Below are 18,283 nucleotides of genomic sequence, written 5' to 3' on the forward strand. Positions count from 1 at the left end.
ACGAGCCGGACGGGAAAATCCGGGCCCGGCACCGACTTGCACCCACTGGCCGGGACGGACCCGGCCACCGCGACTCGCGGAACGGAACAGACCCGGAGTCCTGATGTCTGACCCGACCTACTTCAACAAGTTCAAAGACCTCGCTTTCGAACGCACCAGGGACGGCATCCTCACGCTCCGGTTCCAGACCCGCGGCGGTCCGGTCGTGTTCACCGGCCAGACGCACGAGGACCTTCCCAAGGCCCTCGAGGAAATCGCGCTCGACGCCGACAACCGGGCGATGATCATCACCGGTACCGGCGATGTGTTCATGGACAACATCGACGGGCCCAGCCTTGGCGAGATCTTCAAGCCCGCGGTGTGGGAGAAGATTCGCACCGAAGGGCTCAATGTGCTGCAGCGGTTGCTCAGCTTGCCGATTCCCGTGGTGGGCGTGGCCAACGGCCCAGCGACCGTCCACTCGGAGTACCTACTGCTGACCGACATCCACATCGCGTCCGAGCGGGCGACGTACGGGGACTTCCCCCACCCCACGTTCGGCATCACGGCAGGCGACGGACTTCAGGTCGTGTGGGAAGAAGCTGTTGGCACCGCGCGCGCCAAGTGGCTGCTGTGGACGGGCGAGACCATCGATGCGACCACGGCCGAGCGGTGGGGCGTGGTCAACGAGGTGGTGCCGCACGAGCAGGCGTACGCCCGTGGATTGGAAATCGCGCGGAAGCTCGCGAGCAAGCCACGGTTGTACCGATCGCTGCAGAAGCAGACCCTCAACCAGCGGCTACTGCGGCGCATCGTCGAGGGTGTCCCGTTCGGCATGGCCCTGGAGGGTCTGACTGCCGCCGACCTCGCGTACCAGCAGCAGCAGTAAAGGTCGCAGCCAGTCGGGGTAGCGGACGCCTCATCCGTGGCGATCCGCTACCCCGAAGGTGACCTGCCCTGGCGAAGGGCCGGGCAACGCGACCCAGCGCTCATGTCACGTCATTCAATTGACACATCACATAAATCTCAAGGAGTAACCATGCGTAACAAGGTGCTGGTCACGGGCGCGAGCGGGCTGCTCGGGACCGCGGCGATCGAACAGTTCCTGTCCGCGGGTTGGGAGGTTGTTGGCGTTTCTCGACGCAAGCCCGACCTACCCAGCGGGCGTTCGATCGAGTTCCTTTCGGTCGATCTGCGCGACGAGGCCGCCACCCGGGCTGCGCTCGAGCCGTTGACCGACATCACACACATCGCCTACACGGCAATTTACGAGGAGCCGGAGCTGGTCTCCGGCTGGTCGCGGCGATCGCAGATCGACACCAACAACGCCATGCTGCGCAACGTGGTGGAGCCGATCGTGGCAAACGCCACCAATTTCCAGCACATCAGCATCCTGCAGGGAACGAAGATCTACGGAGTGCATCTGCACCCGATCCCGATCCCGGCCCGCGAGTCGGACGCCCGGCACGACCATGAGAACTTCTTCTTCGACCACGAAGACTACGTACGGACGATGAGCGCCAAACATGGCTTCGCCTACACGGCGCTGCGCCCACAGTTGGTCACCGGCGCGACACCAGGTGCGTTGAACGTCCTGCCGGCCATCGGTGTCTACGCGGCCATCCGTCGCGAGCTGGGTCAACCGTTCGGGTTCCCCGGCGGCCCGTCGTTCGTCTGGGAAGCCGCTGACGCGAATCTTGTCGGCGACGTCATGGTCTGGGCCGCGCAGTCACCCCAAGCGGCCAACCAGGCGTTCAACATCACCAACGGCGACGTGTTCGAGTGGCGCAACGTGTGGCCAGCTCTCGCGCAGACGCTTGGTGTCGACGCCGGTCCGGACGTACCGACCAGCCTGGCGGCCTACATTGTCGAGAACGCGGCGGTCTGGGACCGCATCGTGGCGAAGTACGACCTTCGGTCACACAACCTTCGCGAGTTGGTCGGGTACGGGGACCAGCACGCGGACTTCGCCTTCGCGCACGGCGCCCCGGCAGGGCCACGAGCGTTCGTGAGCACGATCAAGCTGCGTCAGGCTGGATTCACCAACACGATCGACACCCAGGACGCGTTCCGCAATTCGCTGCAGTCCCTCATCGACCGCAAGCTCCTCCCTCCGGCTGACCTGGGCCACTAATAGGTCCCGAGCTTGCCCGGCAATGGGCCCGGCCGGACGTCCCAGGTCGGCCGAGGGGTCGCCGAGGCGATCACGTTCCTGGTCACCGGCCGGGCGCGCTTCGTGCTCGGCGTGATCCGGCCCGCCGTTGGCGGACGCAGCGCCGTTTGAGTCCGTCCGGCAGCAGCGCCGCGGCCCGCTCCGCGCATGTCGTGGGGTGGGCCGCGGCCGTCACCGGGACCGGTGCGAGGCGGAAACCTGCTCGACGACCGCCAGCACTACCCAGGCCGCTGCGCTGAGCGCCACCGCCACCAGCGGCGGCGGTGCCGCCAGCGCGATCACCAGCGCGACGAGGGCCAGTCCGGTCTGGGTCAAAGCGACCGGCCGGGTGACCGACACGCCGATCCCCCGATAGATGATCACGCAGCCGGCCATCATGGCCAGTTGGCCGCCGCCGAGCAGCCGCGCGGCCACCTCGGGGCCGGGCTCCTGGTGCGCCGCCGCCTTCGCCGCCAGTTCCACGCCGACGCCCGCGGTCACGATGGCCGCGTAGACCACCAGATGGCCGTAGGCGTAGAAGTAGCTGCGTACCGTCGCCTGCCGCCCGGCGCGCAGCACCCGGTTGCCCGCCTCCGGGTCGTACGTGGCGAGGAAGTACACCCACCACACCCCGCACGCGATGACGAACCCGGCGACCCCGATCGCCACCGAGGCTGGTCGCCAGCCACTCGCGTCGATGCCGTTGGCGACCGCCAGCACCGCCTCGCCCAGCACCACGATGGTGAACAGACCGAACCGTTCCGGCATGTGCGACTTCTGGGTGGGCGCCCGGCGCACCGCGGCGTACGCCAGCGGCCCGGCGATCGCGGCGTTCACCAACACCGCGACCGCCCAGACCGCGTACCGCAGCGGCGGGTGCGCCGGCAGCGAGCCGAACCAGAGCAGCGCGCCCAGCAGGAAGCCCGCCGCGTTCCACCAGCAGAACTCCCGGGCCTCGACGTCGATCCCGCCCACGACCAGGTAGGACCCGGTGAGCAGGATGAGCAGCAGCGCGTACGCCACGGCGAAGCGGTTCGCGTCGGCGGCGCTCGCACTCGGCAGGGAGGCGGCCAGCGCCAGCACGCCCAGCATCGCGGTCAGCTGCACCAGGCGGCTCGGCGGGCGGTCGTCGTCGAACAGGTCCGCGAAGTAGGAGAAGCTGAACCACAACCACCAGATCGTGGCGATCAGCCCGGCGTAGACCAGCAGTCCGTGCGCCGACGGATCGTCCAGCAGCAGTTGGCCGAGGCGGAACACCGCGACCACGAAGACCAGGTCGAAGAAGAGTTCCAGCCAGCTGGCCCGCCGGGCCGCCCCGTAGCCGTGGATCAGCGAGCGCCTGCGTCCCCGGCCCGACTCCACCCGACGAGGTTAACGGGGACGAAGCCGCTGATGTCCGACTTGACCGGCAGGTTGCCCCGTCAGCGCACGGTCACCCGGACGGTGTGCCAGCCGGTGGCGCCGTCCGGCGCGACCGGGCTGCGCTTCCCCGGCTGGGTCACCCCGTCCGCGTCGGTCGCCCGCACCTGGAGGGCGTGCTCGCCCGGGGTGGCGTCCCAGCGCCACGACCACTGCACCCAGGTGTCCACCGAGACCGCCGGGGCGAGCGTGGCCGGCTGCCACGGGCCGCTGTCGACGCGTACCTCGACCCCGCGGATGCCGCGGTGCTGGGCCCAGGCCACCCCGGCGACCGTGACCGGGCCGGCGGTGAGCCGGTTCCGTGGCCGGGGCGCGTCGATGCGGGACTGGGTCTTGATCGGCCCCTGGGCGGACCACCCACGCGGCACCCAGTACGCGTCGAAGTCGGCGAAGCTGGTCAGCTCCAGCTCGGTCACCCACTTGCACGCCGAGACGTAGCCGTAGAGCCCGGGCACCACCATCCGCACCGGGAAGCCGTGCGCCACCGGCAGCGGTTCGCCGTTCATCCCGACCGCGAGCAGGGCGTCCCGCCCGTCCCGGAGCACCGCCGTGGGGGTGCCGCAGGTCCAGCCGTCGACCGAGCGCCCGACCACCTGGTCCGCGCCCTCCTCCGGGTCGGCCTCGTCCAGCAGCTCCTTGATCGGTACGCCCAGCCAGCGCGCGTTGCCGATCAGGTCGCCGCCCACCTCGTTGGAGACGCAGGCCAGCGTCATGTACCGCTCGACCAGGGGCCGGGCGAGCAGGTCGGCGAAGCTCAGCTCGATCGGGTTGCGGACCCGGCCGTGGATCCGTAGCCGCCAGGTCGCCGGGTCCACCTGCGGCACCACCAGGGCCGTGTCGATCCGGTAGAACCCGCTGTTCGGAGTCACATACGGGGCGAGCTGGGCCAGCGACAGGTCCGCGCCGGCCGGCACCGCCGGCGCGGCGGCCGACGGGGTCGGCAGGGTGACCGCGTGGCGGGCCGCCGAGACGCCGCGCCGACCGGCCAGCCAGTGCCCGCCGAGCCCGGCCACCGCCGCCGCGCCGGCCAGCACGCCGACGCCGCGCAGGAACCGCCGCCGCCCCTCCGGATCGGTCTCCTCGCCGCGGCCGGCGGCCCGGACGCCGACCGGCGCCACGGGGGCCGGCGCCACCGGCCGGCCTTCGGGTGCCGCGCCCCCGCCCGCGGGGGTGCCCCGCTCCCCCGGCTCGGCCGGCCTCGCGGGTCCGGCGGGGGTGGGTGGGGACCAGGGCCAGAGGTCGGGGGCCAGCGGGCCGGCCACGAAGGCCCAGAGCGTCAGCGCACCGAGACCACCGCCGACCAGCGCGGGCAGCGCCGCGGCAGGGTCGGCGCCGGGCCGGGTCAGCGCGGCGACCACGCCGAGCGCGGCGAACGCGGCGATGCCGGCCAGGCCGATCCAGAACCGCCGGGCGGCCAGCACGCCGAGCAGCGCGGCGAACGCGGCCAGCAGCACCCCTGTCCCGATCAGCAGCGCGATCTTGTCGTGCGTGCCGAAGAGCGAGATGGCGAAGTGCTTGAGCGACTCGGGCACCAGGTCGACCACCAGCCCGCCGACCGCGATCAGCGGCGCCGAGCGGGGGCCGGTGAGGACGGCCACCGGTTCGGCGGCACCGACGGCAACGGCCGCGGCGGTGACCCCGGCCAGCGCGGCGTAGCCGCGGGACATGCTGCTCACGCCGACCAGTGTTGACGATCAAACCGGGCGATCGCCAACCATGTCAGCGTTCCGTAACCAGATACGGATCAGGGCGCACCGCCGGGAAGGCGGTGCGCCCTGACTCAGGCCGTACGGCGTGGGATCAGAAGCCCGGGCCGTGCTGGTGGCCGTGACCGTGACCGTGCGAGTGGCCGTGGCCACCGGCGGCCGGCTCGGCCTTCTCCGGCTTCTCCACCACCAGGCTCTCGGTGGTGAGCAGCAGGCCGGCGATCGAGGCGGCGTTGACGACCGCGTTGCGGGTCACCTTCACCGGGTCGATGATGCCGGACTTGACCAGGTCGACGTACTCGCCGTTGGCCGCGTTGAGGCCGTTGCCCCACTTCTGGCCGGCGACCTTCTGCACCACCACGTAGCCGTCGTGGCCGGCGTTCTGGGCGATCCAGCGCAGCGGCTCGACCAGCGCCTTGCGCACGATCGAGACGCCGACCTTCTCGTCGCCGGTGAGGCCCAGGTCGCCGTCGAGCACCGGCAGGATCTGGGCCAGGGCGGCGCCGCCACCCGGGACCGTGCCCTCCTCGACCGCGGCCTTGGTCGCCGCGATGGCGTCCTCGATGCGGTGCTTGCGCTCCTTCATCTCGACCTCGGTGGCCGCGCCGACCTTGATCACCGCGATGCCGCCGGAGAGCTTCGCCAGCCGCTCGGCCAGCTTCTCCCGGTCCCACTCGGAGTCCGAGGCCTCGATCTCCTTGCGGATCTGGGCGACCCGGTCGGCGACCTCGGAGGCCTGACCGCCACCGTCCACGACGGTGGTGGTCTCCTTGTCGACCACCACACGCCGGGCGGTGCCGAGCACCTCCAGGCCGACCTGGTCGAGCTTGTAGCCCAGCTCGGGCGCGACCAGCTCGGCGCCGGTCAGGATCGCCATGTCCTGGAGCATCGCCTTGCGGCGGTCACCGAAGCCGGGGGCCTTCACCGCGCAGACCTTGAGGGTCTTGCGGATCGCGTTGACCACCAGCGTGGACAGGGCCTGGCCCTCGACGTCCTCGGCGATGATCAGCAGCGGCTTGTTGTTCTGGAGGACCTTCTCCAGCAGCGGCAGCAGCTCCTCGATCGCCGAGATCTTCTGCGTGGTGATCAGGACGTACGGGTCCTCCAGGACCGCCTCCTGCCCCTCCACGTCCGTGACGAAGTTCGGCGAGATGAAGCCCTTGTCGAACTGGAGACCCTCGGTCACGTCCAGCTCGGTGGTCAGGGCGGAGCCCTCCTCGACAGTGATGACACCGTCGCGGCCGACCTTCTCCATCGCCTCGGCGATCAGCTCGCCGATGGTGGCGTCCTGCGCGGAGATCGTCGCGACGTGCGCGATCGACTCCTTGTCGGAGACCTCGACGGCCTTGCCGAGCAACGCCTCGGAGACCTTGCCGGCCGCCGCGTCGATGCCCCGCTTGAGGCCGGTCGGGTTGGCTCCGGCGGTCACGTTGCGCAGGCCCTCGCGGACCATCGCCTGGGCCAGCACGGTCGCGGTGGTGGTCCCGTCGCCGGCGACGTCGTTGGTCTTGGTCGCCACCTCCTTGACCAGCTGCGCGCCGAGGTTCTCGTACGGGTTGGTGAGCTCGATCTCCTTGGCGATCGTCACGCCGTCGTTGGTGATCGTGGGCGCACCAAACTTCTTGTCCAGGACGACGTTGCGCCCGCGCGGGCCGAGAGTGACCTTGACCGCGTCCGCGAGGGCGTTGACACCGTGCTCCAGCAGGTGTCGGGCGTCGTCCGAGAAGCTCAGGATCTTCGCCATCAATATCCCTTCGAAGCGTCGTTGCCCCGGCCCGGCGAGCCGGACCGGGGCAACGACACTGATCGGTTGCTTACTTCTCGATGACCGCGAGGACGTCGCGGGCGGAGAGCACCAGGTACTCCTCGCCGGCGTACTTGACCTCGGTGCCGCCGTACTTCGAGTAGATGACGGTGTCGCCGACCTTGACGTCAACCGGGATCCGGTTGCCCTTGTCGTCGATGCGGCCCGGGCCGACAGCGAGGACGGTGCCCTCCTGCGGCTTCTCCTTGGCGGTGTCGGGGATCACGATGCCCGACGCCGTGGTGGTCTCAGCCTCGTTCGCCTGGACCAGGATCCGGTCCTCGAGCGGCTTGATCGCAACCTTGGTCGCGGTAGTCACGGGCATACCCTCCTGGGGTACTTGGTGTCGTTGCGGGTCGGCGCGCCGACCCGCGTCAATCTGCCACATGCCACCGGGCGGGGCCGTCGTCGCGGGTGCCGGTCCGCCTGGCGTTCAACCCCCGGGCACCAGGGCCCGGGCGTTGGCACCCTCAGGGTGAGAGTGCTAATCGCAGGTTATTCCTCGGCTAGCACTCCGTCAAGGAGAGTGCCAACCCGCCGCCCGGCGCGTCGCGGGCGACCGGGACAATGACCGGGTGGATGCCGACCAGCTCGCCGCCCTGCGTACCCCCGAGGGGTCGGCCGCGCTCGCGGCGGCCGCCGGGGTGGCCGGCGGTGACCCGCTGACCGCGGCGGCCGCGCTCCGCTCGGCCGGCGTCCCGGCCGGACTGGCCGCCGCCGCCCTCACCCAGGCCGAGCTGCGCCGCCGGGCGGTGGGCAAGTTCGGTCCGGAGGCCGCCGGCATGTTCCTCACCCGCCCAGGGCTGGAGCAGGCCACCCGGCGGGTGGTCGCCGACCGGCGGGCGGCCCGGCTACGCGCCGCCGGGGTGCGCACCCTCGCCGACCTGGGTTGCGGCCTCGGCGCGGACGCGCTCGCCGCCGCCCGTGCCGGCATCCGGGCGTACGGGGTGGAGGCCGACCCGGTGACCGCCGCGATGGCTGCCGCGAACGCCGAGGCGGCCGGGCTTGCCGCACAGTTCACCGTGGAGTGCGGGGACGCGACGGCGTTCGACGTGACCCGGGCGGAGGCGGTCTTCTGCGACCCGGCCCGGCGGGCGGCGGGCACCGGACGGCGGATCTTCGACCCGAACGCCTACTCGCCGCCCTGGGACTTCGTCACGGGGTTGGCCGAGCGGGTGCCGCGCACGGTGGTCAAGGTGGCCCCCGGCCTGGACCACGCGCTGATCCCGGCGGGCGCCGAGGCCGAGTGGGTCAGCGTCGACGGCGACCTGGTCGAGGCGGCCCTCTGGTGCGGCGCCCTCGCCGAGGTCCCCCGCCGCGCCACCCTGCTGCGGGAGAAGGAAGGGCCCCTTCCTGCCGCCTCCGGCAGAGCAGGGGTCGCCGCTTATCAGCTGACCGGCTCGGGCGAGATCGAGGCGAGCGTCGGGCCGGTCCGGCGGTTCCTGTACGACCCGGACCCGGCGGTGGTCCGCGCGCACCTGGTCGCCGAACTGGCCGGCGAACTGGACGCCACGCTGGCGGACCCGACCATCGCCTACCTGTACGCCGACGAGGCACGACCGAGTCCGTTCGCCCGCTGCCTGGAGATCACCGACGTGCTGCCGTTCTCGCTGAAGCGGCTGCGCGCCCTGCTCCGGGAGCGCCGGGTCGGCCGGGTGGAGATCCTCAAGCGCGGCTCGGCGCTGGAGCCGGAGCGGCTGCGCCGGGACCTGAAGCTGGCCGGTGACGGTGCGGCCAGCCTGGTCCTGACCCGGGTGGCCGGCGCGCCGACGGTCCTGGTCTGCCGGCCGGTTCCCGGCTGACGGTTTCCCCTCGCCCGCCGGCCGCGAGCCGGGTTAGCTTGTCGGGCATGGCGGGACAGGGCACTCCGGCGACGGCACTGCTGACCAAGCGGAAGATCGCCCACAGCACCCACCCGTACGACGTCTCCCCGGACGCGCCGAACTACGGCGCGCTGGCCGCGGCGGCGCTCGGGGTGCCGGCGGAGCAGGTGTTCAAGTCGCTGGTCACCGTGGTCGACGGCGAGCTCACCGTGGCGGTCGTACCGGTCACCGGGGAGGTGGACCTCAAGGCACTGGCCGCCGCGGCCGGCGGCAAGCGGGCGACCATGGCCGACCGGACGGTCGCCGAGCGGGCCACCGGGTACGTGCGCGGCGGAATCAGTCCGCTGGGCCAACGCCGGCGCCTGCCCACGGTGGTCGACGCGTCCGCGCTGGACCACCCGACGGTCTACGTGTCGGCGGGCCGCCGGGGTTTGCAGGTGCAACTCGCCCCGGCGGACCTGGTCGCGCTCACCGACGCCGTCACCGCGCCCATCGCCGCCCGCTGAACGACCGGCCGGCAACCAGGCACCTGCCCGCACGCTGCCACCCGCCCGGCGGGCGATGCCGCCGAGAAGTTCCGGAACCGGGGCCCTCTACCGCTCCGCGCCACCATTGCCGATGATGTCGAGCAGACCTGCGCGGCACACCCCGACGGCCCGCCGGACATCGCCACCGGACGGATCCACGACCGCGCCCCGAAGTTCGAGACGGCACGCATTGACCTGCATCGGACGGGACACCGGGAGGAGAGTCGAAGGAATTGTGACCTTGCTCACATCCAGGTGCCAGTCCGATATTGAACTTGCCTGGCCGCGCCCTTTATTGCAGGATTGTTACCCTTTTTACAGGCCCGAAGCTTGTGAAAGTCCTTCCAGCCGCAATAGGTTGCACTGGCAACTAAGGCAAGTGGAAACCAGTCCCTCGCGGAGGCATCCATGACGGTCGTGCGGCGGGCCGAGCAGTGAGCGAGGCGCCGATCCTGTTGGAGATGCGCGGCATCACCAAGGAGTTCCCCGGGGTCAAGGCTCTCTCCGACGTCAACCTTCTGGTGCGCGTCGGCGAGATCCACGCGATCTGCGGCGAGAACGGTGCCGGCAAGTCCACCCTGATGAAGGTGCTCAGCGGGGTCTACCCGTACGGCACGTACGACGGCGACATCTTCTATCAGGGGGCCGAAACTCGTTTTTCCGACATCCGGGCCAGCGAGCACGCCGGGATCGTCATCATCCACCAGGAACTCGCCCTGATTCCGGACATGTCGATCGCCGAGAACATCTTTCTCGGTAACGAGCCTCGCAAACGAGGCGCGATCGACTGGAAGTCCGCGAACCGGATGGCGCTCGAACTGATGGCCCGGGTCGGTCTGAGTGAGGACCCGGACACCCTGGTCAAGGACATCGGTGTCGGCAAGCAGCAGCTGGTGGAGATCGCCAAGGCGTTCGCCAAGGACGTCAAGCTGCTCATCCTGGACGAGCCGACCGCCGCGCTGAACGAGGCCGACTCCCAGCACCTGCTGGACCTGCTGCGCGGCTTCCGCGAGCGGGGCATCACCTCGATCATGATCTCGCACAAGCTCAACGAGATCGAGGCGATCGCCGACCAGATCACCATCCTGCGGGACGGGAAGACGGTCGAGACGCTGGAGGTCAAGGCGGGCGACGTCGACGAGGACCGGATCGTGCGGGGCATGGTCGGCCGCCAGCTGAGCAGCCGGTTCCCGGACCACACGCCGAAGATCGGCGAGATCTTCTTCGAGGTCCGCGACTGGAACGTCCGGCACCCGATCTCCGCCGAGCGCCAGGTCTGCAAGAACGAGAGCTTCGTCGTACGCCGGGGAGAGATCGTCGGCTTCGCCGGGCTCATGGGCGCGGGCCGCACCGAGCTGGCCATGAGCGTCTTCGGTCGCTCCTACGGCGTGTACGAGTCCGGCACGATCGTCAAGGACGGCAAGCCGATCGTCCTGAAGTCGGTCGCCGACGCGATCGCCCACGGCCTTGCCTACGTCAGCGAGGACCGCAAGGCCATCGGGCTGAACCTGCTCGACGACATCAAGGCGTCCACGGTGTCCGCCAAGCTGTCCAAGATCACCCGGCACGGCGTGCTGGACGAGGTCGAGGAGTACCGGGCCGCCGAGTCGTACCGCAAGGAACTGCGGACGAAGGCCCCGACCGTCGACGAGAGCGTCTCCAAGCTCTCCGGCGGCAACCAGCAGAAGGTCGTGCTGGCGAAGTGGATGTTCACGGACCCCGACCTGCTGATCCTCGACGAGCCGACCCGCGGCATCGACGTGGGCGCCAAGTACGAGATCTACGGCATCATCCAGCGGCTCGCCGACCAGGGGAAGGGCGTCGTCGTCATCTCCTCGGAACTGCCCGAGCTGATCGGGCTGTGCGACCGCATCTACACCGTGTTCGAAGGCACCATCACCGGCGAGATCGCCCGGCAGGACGCGGACCCGGAAACCCTCATGAAGCAGATGACCTCGACGAAGAAGATGCAGACACGATGAGCCGACTGAAGGACCTGCAGAAGAACCTCTTCGGAGGCACCACCTCCAACGCCCGTCAGTTCGGGATGATCTTCACGCTGGTGGCGATCGTCGTCCTGTTCCAGATCCTGACCGACGGCCTGACCCTGCGGTCGGACAACCTGATCGCGCTGTTCCAGCAGAACTCGTACATCCTGATCCTGGCCATCGGCATGCTCATGGTGATCGTCGCCGGGCACATCGACCTGTCGGTCGGCTCGATCGCCGCCTTCGCCGGCATCCTGGTGGCCAAGTCGATGGCGGAGTGGTCGCTGCCGTGGCCCGCGGCCATCCTGTTCGGCCTCCTCATCGGCGCGGTGATCGGCGCCTGGCAGGGCTTCTGGGTGGCCTACATCGGGGTTCCGGCATTCATCGTCACCCTGGCGGGCATGCTGCTCTTCCGCGGCGGCAACCAGTTCATCGGCAACGCGAACACCATCCCGGTGCCCGAAGGCTTCCGGGCGATCGGCGCCGGGTTCCTGCCCGAGGTCGGCCCGGACACGGGTTACAACAACCTGACGCTGCTGCTCGGCCTCGCCGGGTGCGTGGCCGTGGTGTGGCGGGAGCTCAAGGCCCGCCGGACGCGCCGGGAGATGGACGCCGATCCCGCCCCGATGTGGATCTCGGTGCTGCGGATGGCCGTCATGGTCGGCGTCATCGTCTTCGTCGCGCTGCGCTTCGCCAGCGGCCGCGTCGGCACCAGCTTCCCGGTCTCCGGCATCATCCTGGTGGCGCTGCTCCTCGCCTACTCCTTCTACACCCGCAACACCGCCGGCGGCCGGCACATCTACGCCGTCGGCGGCAACTCGCGAGCCGCCGAGCTGTCCGGTGTCAAGCTCAAGCGGGTCAACTTCTTCGTCATGATGAACATGTCCGTCCTGGCCGCACTGGCCGGCATGATCTTCGTGGCCCGGTCGGCGGCCTCCGGCCCGCAGGACGGCAACGGCTGGGAACTGGACGCGATCGCCGCGGTCTTCATCGGTGGCGCGGCCGTCTCCGGCGGTATCGGCACCATCAGCGGCTCGGTCGTCGGCGGTCTGGTCATGGCCGTGCTCAACAACGGCCTGCAGCTCCTCGGCGTCGGCACCGACCGGGTCCAGATCATCAAGGGCCTGGTCCTGCTGCTGGCCGTCGCGCTCGACGTCTACAACAAGAGCCAGGGACGGTTCTCCGTCATCGGCAGCATCACGCGCAACTTCCGCCGCGACGGAACCCGAACACCCACGTCGTCGTCCGACGTGGACCGCGAGCCCGCCAAGGCCTCGGTGCCCGGCTGACGGTCACCGACCTCCACCCCGTATCACCACTTCAGAAGGGCACTCCCTAGTCATGCGCAATCTCATCGGCAAGTCGGTGGCCATCGGTGCCATCGCGGCGCTTGCTCTGACCGCTTGCGGCTCCGGCCGCGACGGGGGCTCCGACGGATCGAAGGCCGACGCCAAGGGCTTCGCGGCGGACTCGCTGATCGGCGTGGCCCTGCCGTCCAAGACCTCGGAGAACTGGGTTCTCGCCGGCGACCTGTTCACCAACGGCCTGAAGGAGGCCGGCTTCAAGAGCGACGTGCAGTACGCGGGCGCGTCGACCACGGTCGCCGACCAGCAGGCGCAGATCACCGCCATGGTCACCAAGGGCGCCAAGGTCATCGTCATCGGTGCGACGGACGCCGCGCAGCTGTCGACCCAGGTCGCCGCGGCGCACGCGGCCGGCGCGAAGGTCATCGCCTACGACCGGCTGATCAAGAACACGCCGGACCTCGACTACTACGTCGCGTTCGACAACTTCAAGGTCGGCCAGCTCCAGGGTCAGGCCCTGCTGGACGGCATGAAGGCCAAGAAGCCGAACGGCCCGTACAACATCGAGCTCTTCTCCGGCTCGCCGGACGACAACAACGCCGGTGTCTTCTTCGACGGCGCGATGAGCGTGCTCAAGCCGGAGATCGACAAGGGCAACGTGGTCGTCGCCTCGAAGCAGACCGACGTCAAGCAGACCGCCATCCAGGGCTGGAAGGCCGAGGGTGCGCAGGCCCGCATGGACCAGCTGCTGACCTCGGCCTACGGCAGCAAGACGCTGGACGGCGTCCTCTCGCCGAACGACACCCTCGCCCGCGCGATCATCACCTCGGTCAAGAGCGCCGGCAAGCCGGTCCCGGTCGTCACCGGCCAGGACTCGGAGGTCGAGTCGGTCAAGTCGATCATGGCTGGCGAGCAGTACATGACGATCAACAAGGACACCCGGAACCTGGTCAAGCAGACCATCGAAATGGTGAAGGCGCTGCAGGCCGGTAACACCCCCGAGGTGAACGACACCAAGTCCTACAACAACGGCGTCAAGGTCGTCGACACGTACCTGCTCCCGCCGGTCGCCGTCACCAAGGCGAACGCGGCCGAGGCGTACGCGAACGACCCGAAGCTCGCGCCGCTGACCAAGTAACACCACGGCGCTCGTCGCCACGAAGGGTCCCGGAGTCCGCTCCGGGGCCCTTCGTCGTTGCGGGATCCGCCCGCCGGCTCGATCGGCGCTGAACCGAGCGGGCCGGTGATCCGTACCAGTGTCCGGACGGCCGGCCGTCGGGTGCGGCCGACCGGGGACATCCGCGTACCGGTACGGACCGAGGAGGCACCGCAACCATGGCACCGCTGGAATCCGTACGTCGCCGGGTGGCGCACCGGGTGGCGCTGTTGCTCGTCGCGCTCGTCGCGGGGATCAGCGTCCTTCCCGGCCCGGCGACGGCCGCGCCCGGTCAGCAGCTCAACGCCGCCGACATGACCCTGCTGAACGGCGTACGGCTGGCCGGCCTCTGGGAGATGCCCGCCGGGCAGATGGCCGCCGAGAAGGGCCGGTCCGCCCGGGTACGCGAGATCGGCGCGGAGATCGCCCGCCAGCACGGCGTGCTGGACCAGCTCGTGGTCGAGGCGGCGAACAAGCTGGGCGCGACCCTGCCGACGGATCCGACGACCGAGCAGAAGGGGTGGCTGAGCGAGCTGCAGAACGCCACCGGCGCCCGGTTCGACCAGATCTTCGTGACCCGGCTCCGGGTCGCCCACGGCAAGATCTTCCCGGTGATCGGCGCGGTCCGGGCCAGCACCCGGGACCCCATCGTGCGCAAGCTCGCCGAGGCGGCGAACACGTTCGTCAACGACCACATGACGATGCTGGAGAGCACCGGGCTGGTCCGCTGGCAGCAACTCCCGCCCGCCGCGCTGCCCCCGGCGCAGAGCGACTCGCTGGTCGCCGCGGCCGAGGCGAACGTCGGCAGCGGCGGCGGCGTCCAGGTCAGCACCACCGTGGTGTGGGCGGTCTTCCTCGTCGCCCTGCTCACCGGCGGTTACGCGACCTGGCGCCTGCTGCGCCGTACCTGACGCCGCGCCGGGGACAGGCTCCGCCGGGAGTCCTGCCGCTCGCTCAGCCGTGCCAGGAGCGCCAGAGGGCGGCGTACGAGCCGCCGGCCGCGACCAGCTCGTCGTGCGGGCCCAGCTCGGTGATCCGACCGTCCTCGACCACCGCCACCCGGTCCGCGTCGTGCGCGGAGAAGAGCCGGTGCGCGATGGCGATGACCGTCCGGCCCTGGAGCACCGCGGCCAGCGAGCGTTCCAGCGCCCGGGCGGCCCGCGGGTCGATCAGCGAGGTGGCCTCGTCCAGCACCAGGGTGTGCGGGTCGGCGAGCACCAGCCGGGCCAGCGCGAGCTGCTGCGCCTGGGCCGGCGAGAGCGGATGCCCGCCCGCCCCGACCCGGGTGTCCAGCCCGTCCGGCAGCGCCTCCGCCCAGCCCAGCGCGTCGACCGCGGCCAGCGCCGCCCGTACCTCCGGCGCGCCGGCGCTCGGGCGGACCATCGCCACGTTGTCGGCCAGCGTGCCGATGAAGACGTGGTGCTCCTGGCTGACCAGTGCGACGTGGGTCCGCAGCTCGGCCAGGGGCAGCTCGGTGAGCGGCCGGCCGTCCACGGTCACCGAGCCGGCCCGCGGCGCGTGCACCCCGGCCAGCAGCCGGCCCAGGGTGGACTTGCCCGCGCCGGACGGGCCGACCATGGCCAGCTTCTCCCCCGGCCGGGGCACCAGGGTCACCCCGTGCAGCACGTCGTGGCCGGTCCGGTACGCGTACCGGACGTCCTGGGCGGCGAGCCGGCCGTCGCCGGCCACCGGCCGCAGGGCGGCAGGGGCGTCCGCCGGAGCGGCGGGGGATCCGGCGGCGGGGTCGACGGTCACGCCGAGCAGCCGGGCCAGCGAGGCACCGCCGACCTGGAACTCGTCCAGCCAGGAGAGCAGCCGGTCGACCGGGTCCACCAACTGTTGGGCGTAGAGGGTGGCCGCGGTCACCTGCCCGAGGGTCACCCAGCCCTCGAGGTAGCACCAGCCGCCGAGCAGCAGGGTCCCGACCACCGGCAGCAGATAGCCGATCTCGGCGACCGGGAAGAAGACCGTCCGCAGGTTCAAGGTGTAGCGCTCGGCCGCGTACGAGCGGCGGATGTCGGCGTCGCTGCGCGCCCGGCGGCGGGCCTGCTGGCGCAGCGCCTCGGTCGTCCGCGCGCCCTCGACGATCTCGCTGATCCCGTCGGTGATGTCCGAGTAGGCGGCGTTCTCCCGCAGGTACCCCTCCGGAGCCCGGCGCAGGTACCAGCGGGTGCCGGCCCAGAGCATCGGCACCGCGAGCAGGCACGGCAGCACCAGCAGTGGGCCGGTCAGCACCAGCGCGCCGAGGATCAACAGCACGGTGACCGCCGAGATCAGCGTCTCCGGCGCGGCGAACCGGACCGTCCGGGACAGCGCGGCGACATCCCGGGACGTACGGGTGAGCAGGTCACCGGTGCCGGCGCGCTCCACGGTGGACAGCGGCAGGGCGAGCACCCGGTCGACGAACTCCTCGCGCAGCTCGGCGAGGACCCGCTCGCCGAGCCGGGCCGAGGCCAGGTGGGCGAAGCGGACCAGTACCGACTGGACCACGACGAAGCCGGCGATGGCCAGGGCGACCCGGTCGACGGTCACCGCGGCGACACCGCGCGAGATCCCCTCCACCAGGTCACCGAGGAGCCGGGGCGCGACCAGACCGGCGGCCGCGGCGAGCGCGTGCAGGCCGAGCGCGGTGGCCAGGCCGCGCGGGTGCCGGCGGGCCAGCGCCCGCGCGTACCGGCGGACCTGGCGGGCGTCGGCGACGGGCAGCGCGTTGCTCACTGGTCCTCCTCCCTGCTCACCGTGGCCGCGTACCGGGGCTCGGCGGCGAGCAGCTCGTCGTGGCGGCCCTCGGCGACCACCTTGCCGTCCTCCACGAAGACCACGTGCTCGGCCCGGCCGAGCACCAGCGGGCTGGTGGTGCAGACCAGCGTGGTCCGGCCACGTCGCGCCGCGCCCAGCCGGTCGGCGATCCGTGCCTCCGTGTGCGCGTCCACCGCGCTGGTCGGCTCGACCAGAATCAGCGTCTCCGGGTCGGCGACCAGCGCCCGGGCCAGCCGCAGCCGCTGCCGTTGCCCGCCGGAGAACTCCCGGCCGCGCTCGGCGACCGGGCCGTCCAGACCGTCGGGCAGCGCCGCGACGATGTCCGTCGCGCTCGCATCGACCAGCGCCGCCTCGACCGCGTGGTGGTCACCCCGTCCGTGCGGGTCCAGCTCGGCACGGAGCGCGCCGCTGAAGAGCTGCCCGTCGTTGTCGGCCACCAGGATCCGCTCGCGCACCGTCGCCAGCGCCACGTCGCGCAGCGGTACGCCGTGCAGTGTCACGTCCCCGTCGACGTACCGGCCGAGGCGGTCGGCGATCTCGGCCGCGTCCTCGGGTGCGGTGGCGGCCAGCGCGGTGAGCCGACCCGGCCGCAGCACCAGCCCGGAGCCGACGTCCACCAGCTCGCCCGGCCCCGCGGGCAGCGGCACCGGGCGGGCCGGGTCGGTGAACTCCGGGGCGAGCCGAAGCAGTCGCACCACCCGGCGGGCCGCGACGTGTCCCCGGGTCAGCTTGTCGGCCGCCTCGGTGAGGTTGCGCAGCGGGCTGACCAGGAAGGCGGTGTAGCCGTAGAAGGAGACCAGCTCGCCGGCGCTGATCTCGCCGCGCAGCGCGAACCGGGCCCCGAGCCAGGTCACCAGCACCACGAAGACACCGGGCAGCAGGATCTGCGCCGCCTGGAGCAGCGACTCCACCCGGGCCACCCGCAGACCATCGGCACGCAGCGCCTGGGACTGCTCCCGGTACCGGGCGCCGAGCACCGGTTCCCCGCCCACCCCGCGCAGCACCCGCAGCCCGGAGACGATGTCCGCGGCGCGGGCGGTGAGCTGCCCGGTCGAGTCCCGGTACGCGGCCTGCCGCCGGTGCAGCGGCCGGATCAGCAGCGCGACCAGCCCCATCAGCAGCGGCACCCCGAGCACCACCACCAGTCCGAGCGGCAGGGACGCGGTGAGCAGGATCACCGTCACGGTGCCGATGGCCACCACCGCGCCGGTACCCCGGGCGGTGATGTCGACCGCGCTGCCGATGTGCTCGATGTCGGCCGTACCGATGCTCACCACCTCGCCCGCGGCAACCCGGCGGGGTAGCGCGGCGCCGAGCCGGTTGGTGGCGTCCACGGTGACCTGCACCGTCCGGTAAGCGGCGCCGAGCCAGTTGTGCACCGCACAGCGGTGGCGCAGGACGCCGGCCAGCGCCTGGACGACGCCCAGCCCGAGCAGCACGAGCCCCCAGCGCAGCAGGGCGTCCGGGTCGCGGTGGGCGAGCCCCGCGTCGACGGCCCGGCCGACGGCGGCCGGCATCAGCGCCTGCGCCACCATCCAGACGACGCCGAGGGTGATGCCGGCACCGAACAGCACGGGGTGCCGACCGGCCAGCCAGAGCAGGTAACGGGTGGCGGACCGGTCGTCGGGGGTGCCGGGATCGCCGGCGGGTAAGAAGCGCATGACG

Annotated in this window: 15 protein-coding genes; 9 read left to right on the plus strand and 6 right to left on the minus strand. The window is 71.2% G+C overall.

The window, feature by feature from the left end; genetic code table 11:
* Positions 1–103: 103 nt before the first annotated feature.
* The 3 genes from ACFYOS_RS01480 (at position 104) to ACFYOS_RS01490 (ending at position 2,263) form a co-directional block, all read left to right on the plus strand.
* Positions 104–868, plus strand: coding sequence for an enoyl-CoA hydratase/isomerase family protein (locus ACFYOS_RS01480; protein ID WP_387134752.1), 765 nt, complete (start codon positions 104–106; stop codon positions 866–868).
* 150 nt (positions 869–1,018) lie between these two features.
* The gene (locus ACFYOS_RS01485) at positions 1,019–2,113 is read left to right on the plus strand and encodes an SDR family oxidoreductase (protein ID WP_387134755.1); all 1,095 of its coding nucleotides are present in this window, start codon (positions 1,019–1,021) and stop codon (positions 2,111–2,113) included.
* 12 nt (positions 2,114–2,125) lie between these two features.
* Positions 2,126–2,263, plus strand: a complete 138-nt coding sequence (locus ACFYOS_RS01490) for a hypothetical protein (RefSeq protein ID WP_387134758.1) — start codon at positions 2,126–2,128, stop codon at positions 2,261–2,263.
* Positions 2,264–2,323: 60 nt separating this feature from the next.
* On the opposite strand, the gene ACFYOS_RS01495 is transcribed toward ACFYOS_RS01490, so the two are convergent.
* The 4 genes from ACFYOS_RS01495 to groES all read right to left on the minus strand — a co-directional run bounded on the left by ACFYOS_RS01495 (position 2,324) and on the right by groES (position 7,385).
* Entirely contained in the window at positions 2,324–3,493 is a 1,170-nt protein-coding gene (locus ACFYOS_RS01495) for a low temperature requirement protein A (RefSeq protein ID WP_387134761.1), read from the minus strand.
* Between the two features lie 59 nt (positions 3,494–3,552).
* A complete protein-coding gene (locus ACFYOS_RS01500) occupies positions 3,553–5,226 on the minus strand; it encodes a molybdopterin-dependent oxidoreductase (RefSeq protein WP_387134764.1) in 1,674 nt (557 codons plus the stop codon).
* A 124-nt stretch (positions 5,227–5,350) separates the two neighbouring features.
* Positions 5,351–7,000, minus strand: a complete 1,650-nt coding sequence (groL, locus tag ACFYOS_RS01505) for a chaperonin GroEL (RefSeq protein WP_387134767.1) — start codon at positions 6,998–7,000, stop codon at positions 5,351–5,353.
* Positions 7,001–7,070: 70 nt separating this feature from the next.
* Positions 7,071–7,385, minus strand: coding sequence for a co-chaperone GroES (gene groES, locus ACFYOS_RS01510; RefSeq protein WP_109802944.1), 315 nt, complete (start codon positions 7,383–7,385; stop codon positions 7,071–7,073).
* Positions 7,386–7,635: 250 nt separating this feature from the next.
* On the opposite strand from groES, the gene ACFYOS_RS01515 reads away from it, so the two are divergent.
* The 6 genes from ACFYOS_RS01515 to ACFYOS_RS01540 all read left to right on the plus strand — a co-directional run bounded on the left by ACFYOS_RS01515 (position 7,636) and on the right by ACFYOS_RS01540 (position 14,769).
* Positions 7,636–8,862 carry a methyltransferase domain-containing protein gene (locus ACFYOS_RS01515; protein ID WP_387134770.1) on the plus strand — a complete coding sequence of 409 codons (1,227 nt, stop codon included), beginning with the start codon at positions 7,636–7,638 and terminating at the stop codon, positions 8,860–8,862.
* Positions 8,863–8,909: 47 nt separating this feature from the next.
* Positions 8,910–9,389 (plus strand): Cys-tRNA(Pro) deacylase, encoded by a 480-nt coding sequence (ybaK, locus tag ACFYOS_RS01520; protein ID WP_387134773.1) that lies wholly within the window; start codon positions 8,910–8,912, stop codon positions 9,387–9,389.
* Positions 9,390–9,871: 482 nt separating this feature from the next.
* Positions 9,872–11,392: a multiple monosaccharide ABC transporter ATP-binding protein gene (gene mmsA, locus ACFYOS_RS01525; RefSeq protein ID WP_387134775.1), complete on the plus strand. Its 1,521-nt coding sequence runs from the start codon at positions 9,872–9,874 to the stop codon at positions 11,390–11,392.
* Positions 11,389–12,687 (plus strand): multiple monosaccharide ABC transporter permease, encoded by a 1,299-nt coding sequence (gene mmsB, locus ACFYOS_RS01530; protein WP_387134778.1) that lies wholly within the window; start codon positions 11,389–11,391, stop codon positions 12,685–12,687. The genes mmsA and mmsB overlap by 4 nt, the downstream gene beginning before the upstream one ends.
* 52 nt (positions 12,688–12,739) lie before the next feature.
* Positions 12,740–13,840, plus strand: coding sequence for a substrate-binding domain-containing protein (locus ACFYOS_RS01535; RefSeq protein ID WP_387134781.1), 1,101 nt, complete (start codon positions 12,740–12,742; stop codon positions 13,838–13,840).
* A 197-nt stretch (positions 13,841–14,037) separates the two neighbouring features.
* The gene (locus ACFYOS_RS01540; RefSeq protein ID WP_387134784.1) at positions 14,038–14,769 is read left to right on the plus strand and encodes a DUF4142 domain-containing protein; all 732 of its coding nucleotides are present in this window, start codon (positions 14,038–14,040) and stop codon (positions 14,767–14,769) included.
* A gap of 43 nt (positions 14,770–14,812) precedes the next feature.
* On the opposite strand, the gene ACFYOS_RS01545 is transcribed toward ACFYOS_RS01540, so the two are convergent.
* Together ACFYOS_RS01545 and ACFYOS_RS01550 are read right to left on the minus strand one after the other, a co-directional pair.
* Positions 14,813–16,576, minus strand: coding sequence for an ABC transporter ATP-binding protein (locus ACFYOS_RS01545; RefSeq protein WP_387134787.1), 1,764 nt, complete (start codon positions 16,574–16,576; stop codon positions 14,813–14,815).
* Positions 16,573–18,279 carry an ABC transporter ATP-binding protein gene (locus ACFYOS_RS01550; RefSeq protein WP_387134791.1) on the minus strand — a complete coding sequence of 569 codons (1,707 nt, stop codon included), beginning with the start codon at positions 18,277–18,279 and terminating at the stop codon, positions 16,573–16,575. The genes ACFYOS_RS01545 and ACFYOS_RS01550 overlap by 4 nt, the downstream gene beginning before the upstream one ends.
* Positions 18,280–18,283 lie beyond the last annotated feature (4 nt).

The organism is Micromonospora sp. NPDC005806 (assembly GCF_042871425.1).
Lineage (GTDB): Bacteria > Actinomycetota > Actinomycetes > Mycobacteriales > Micromonosporaceae > Micromonospora.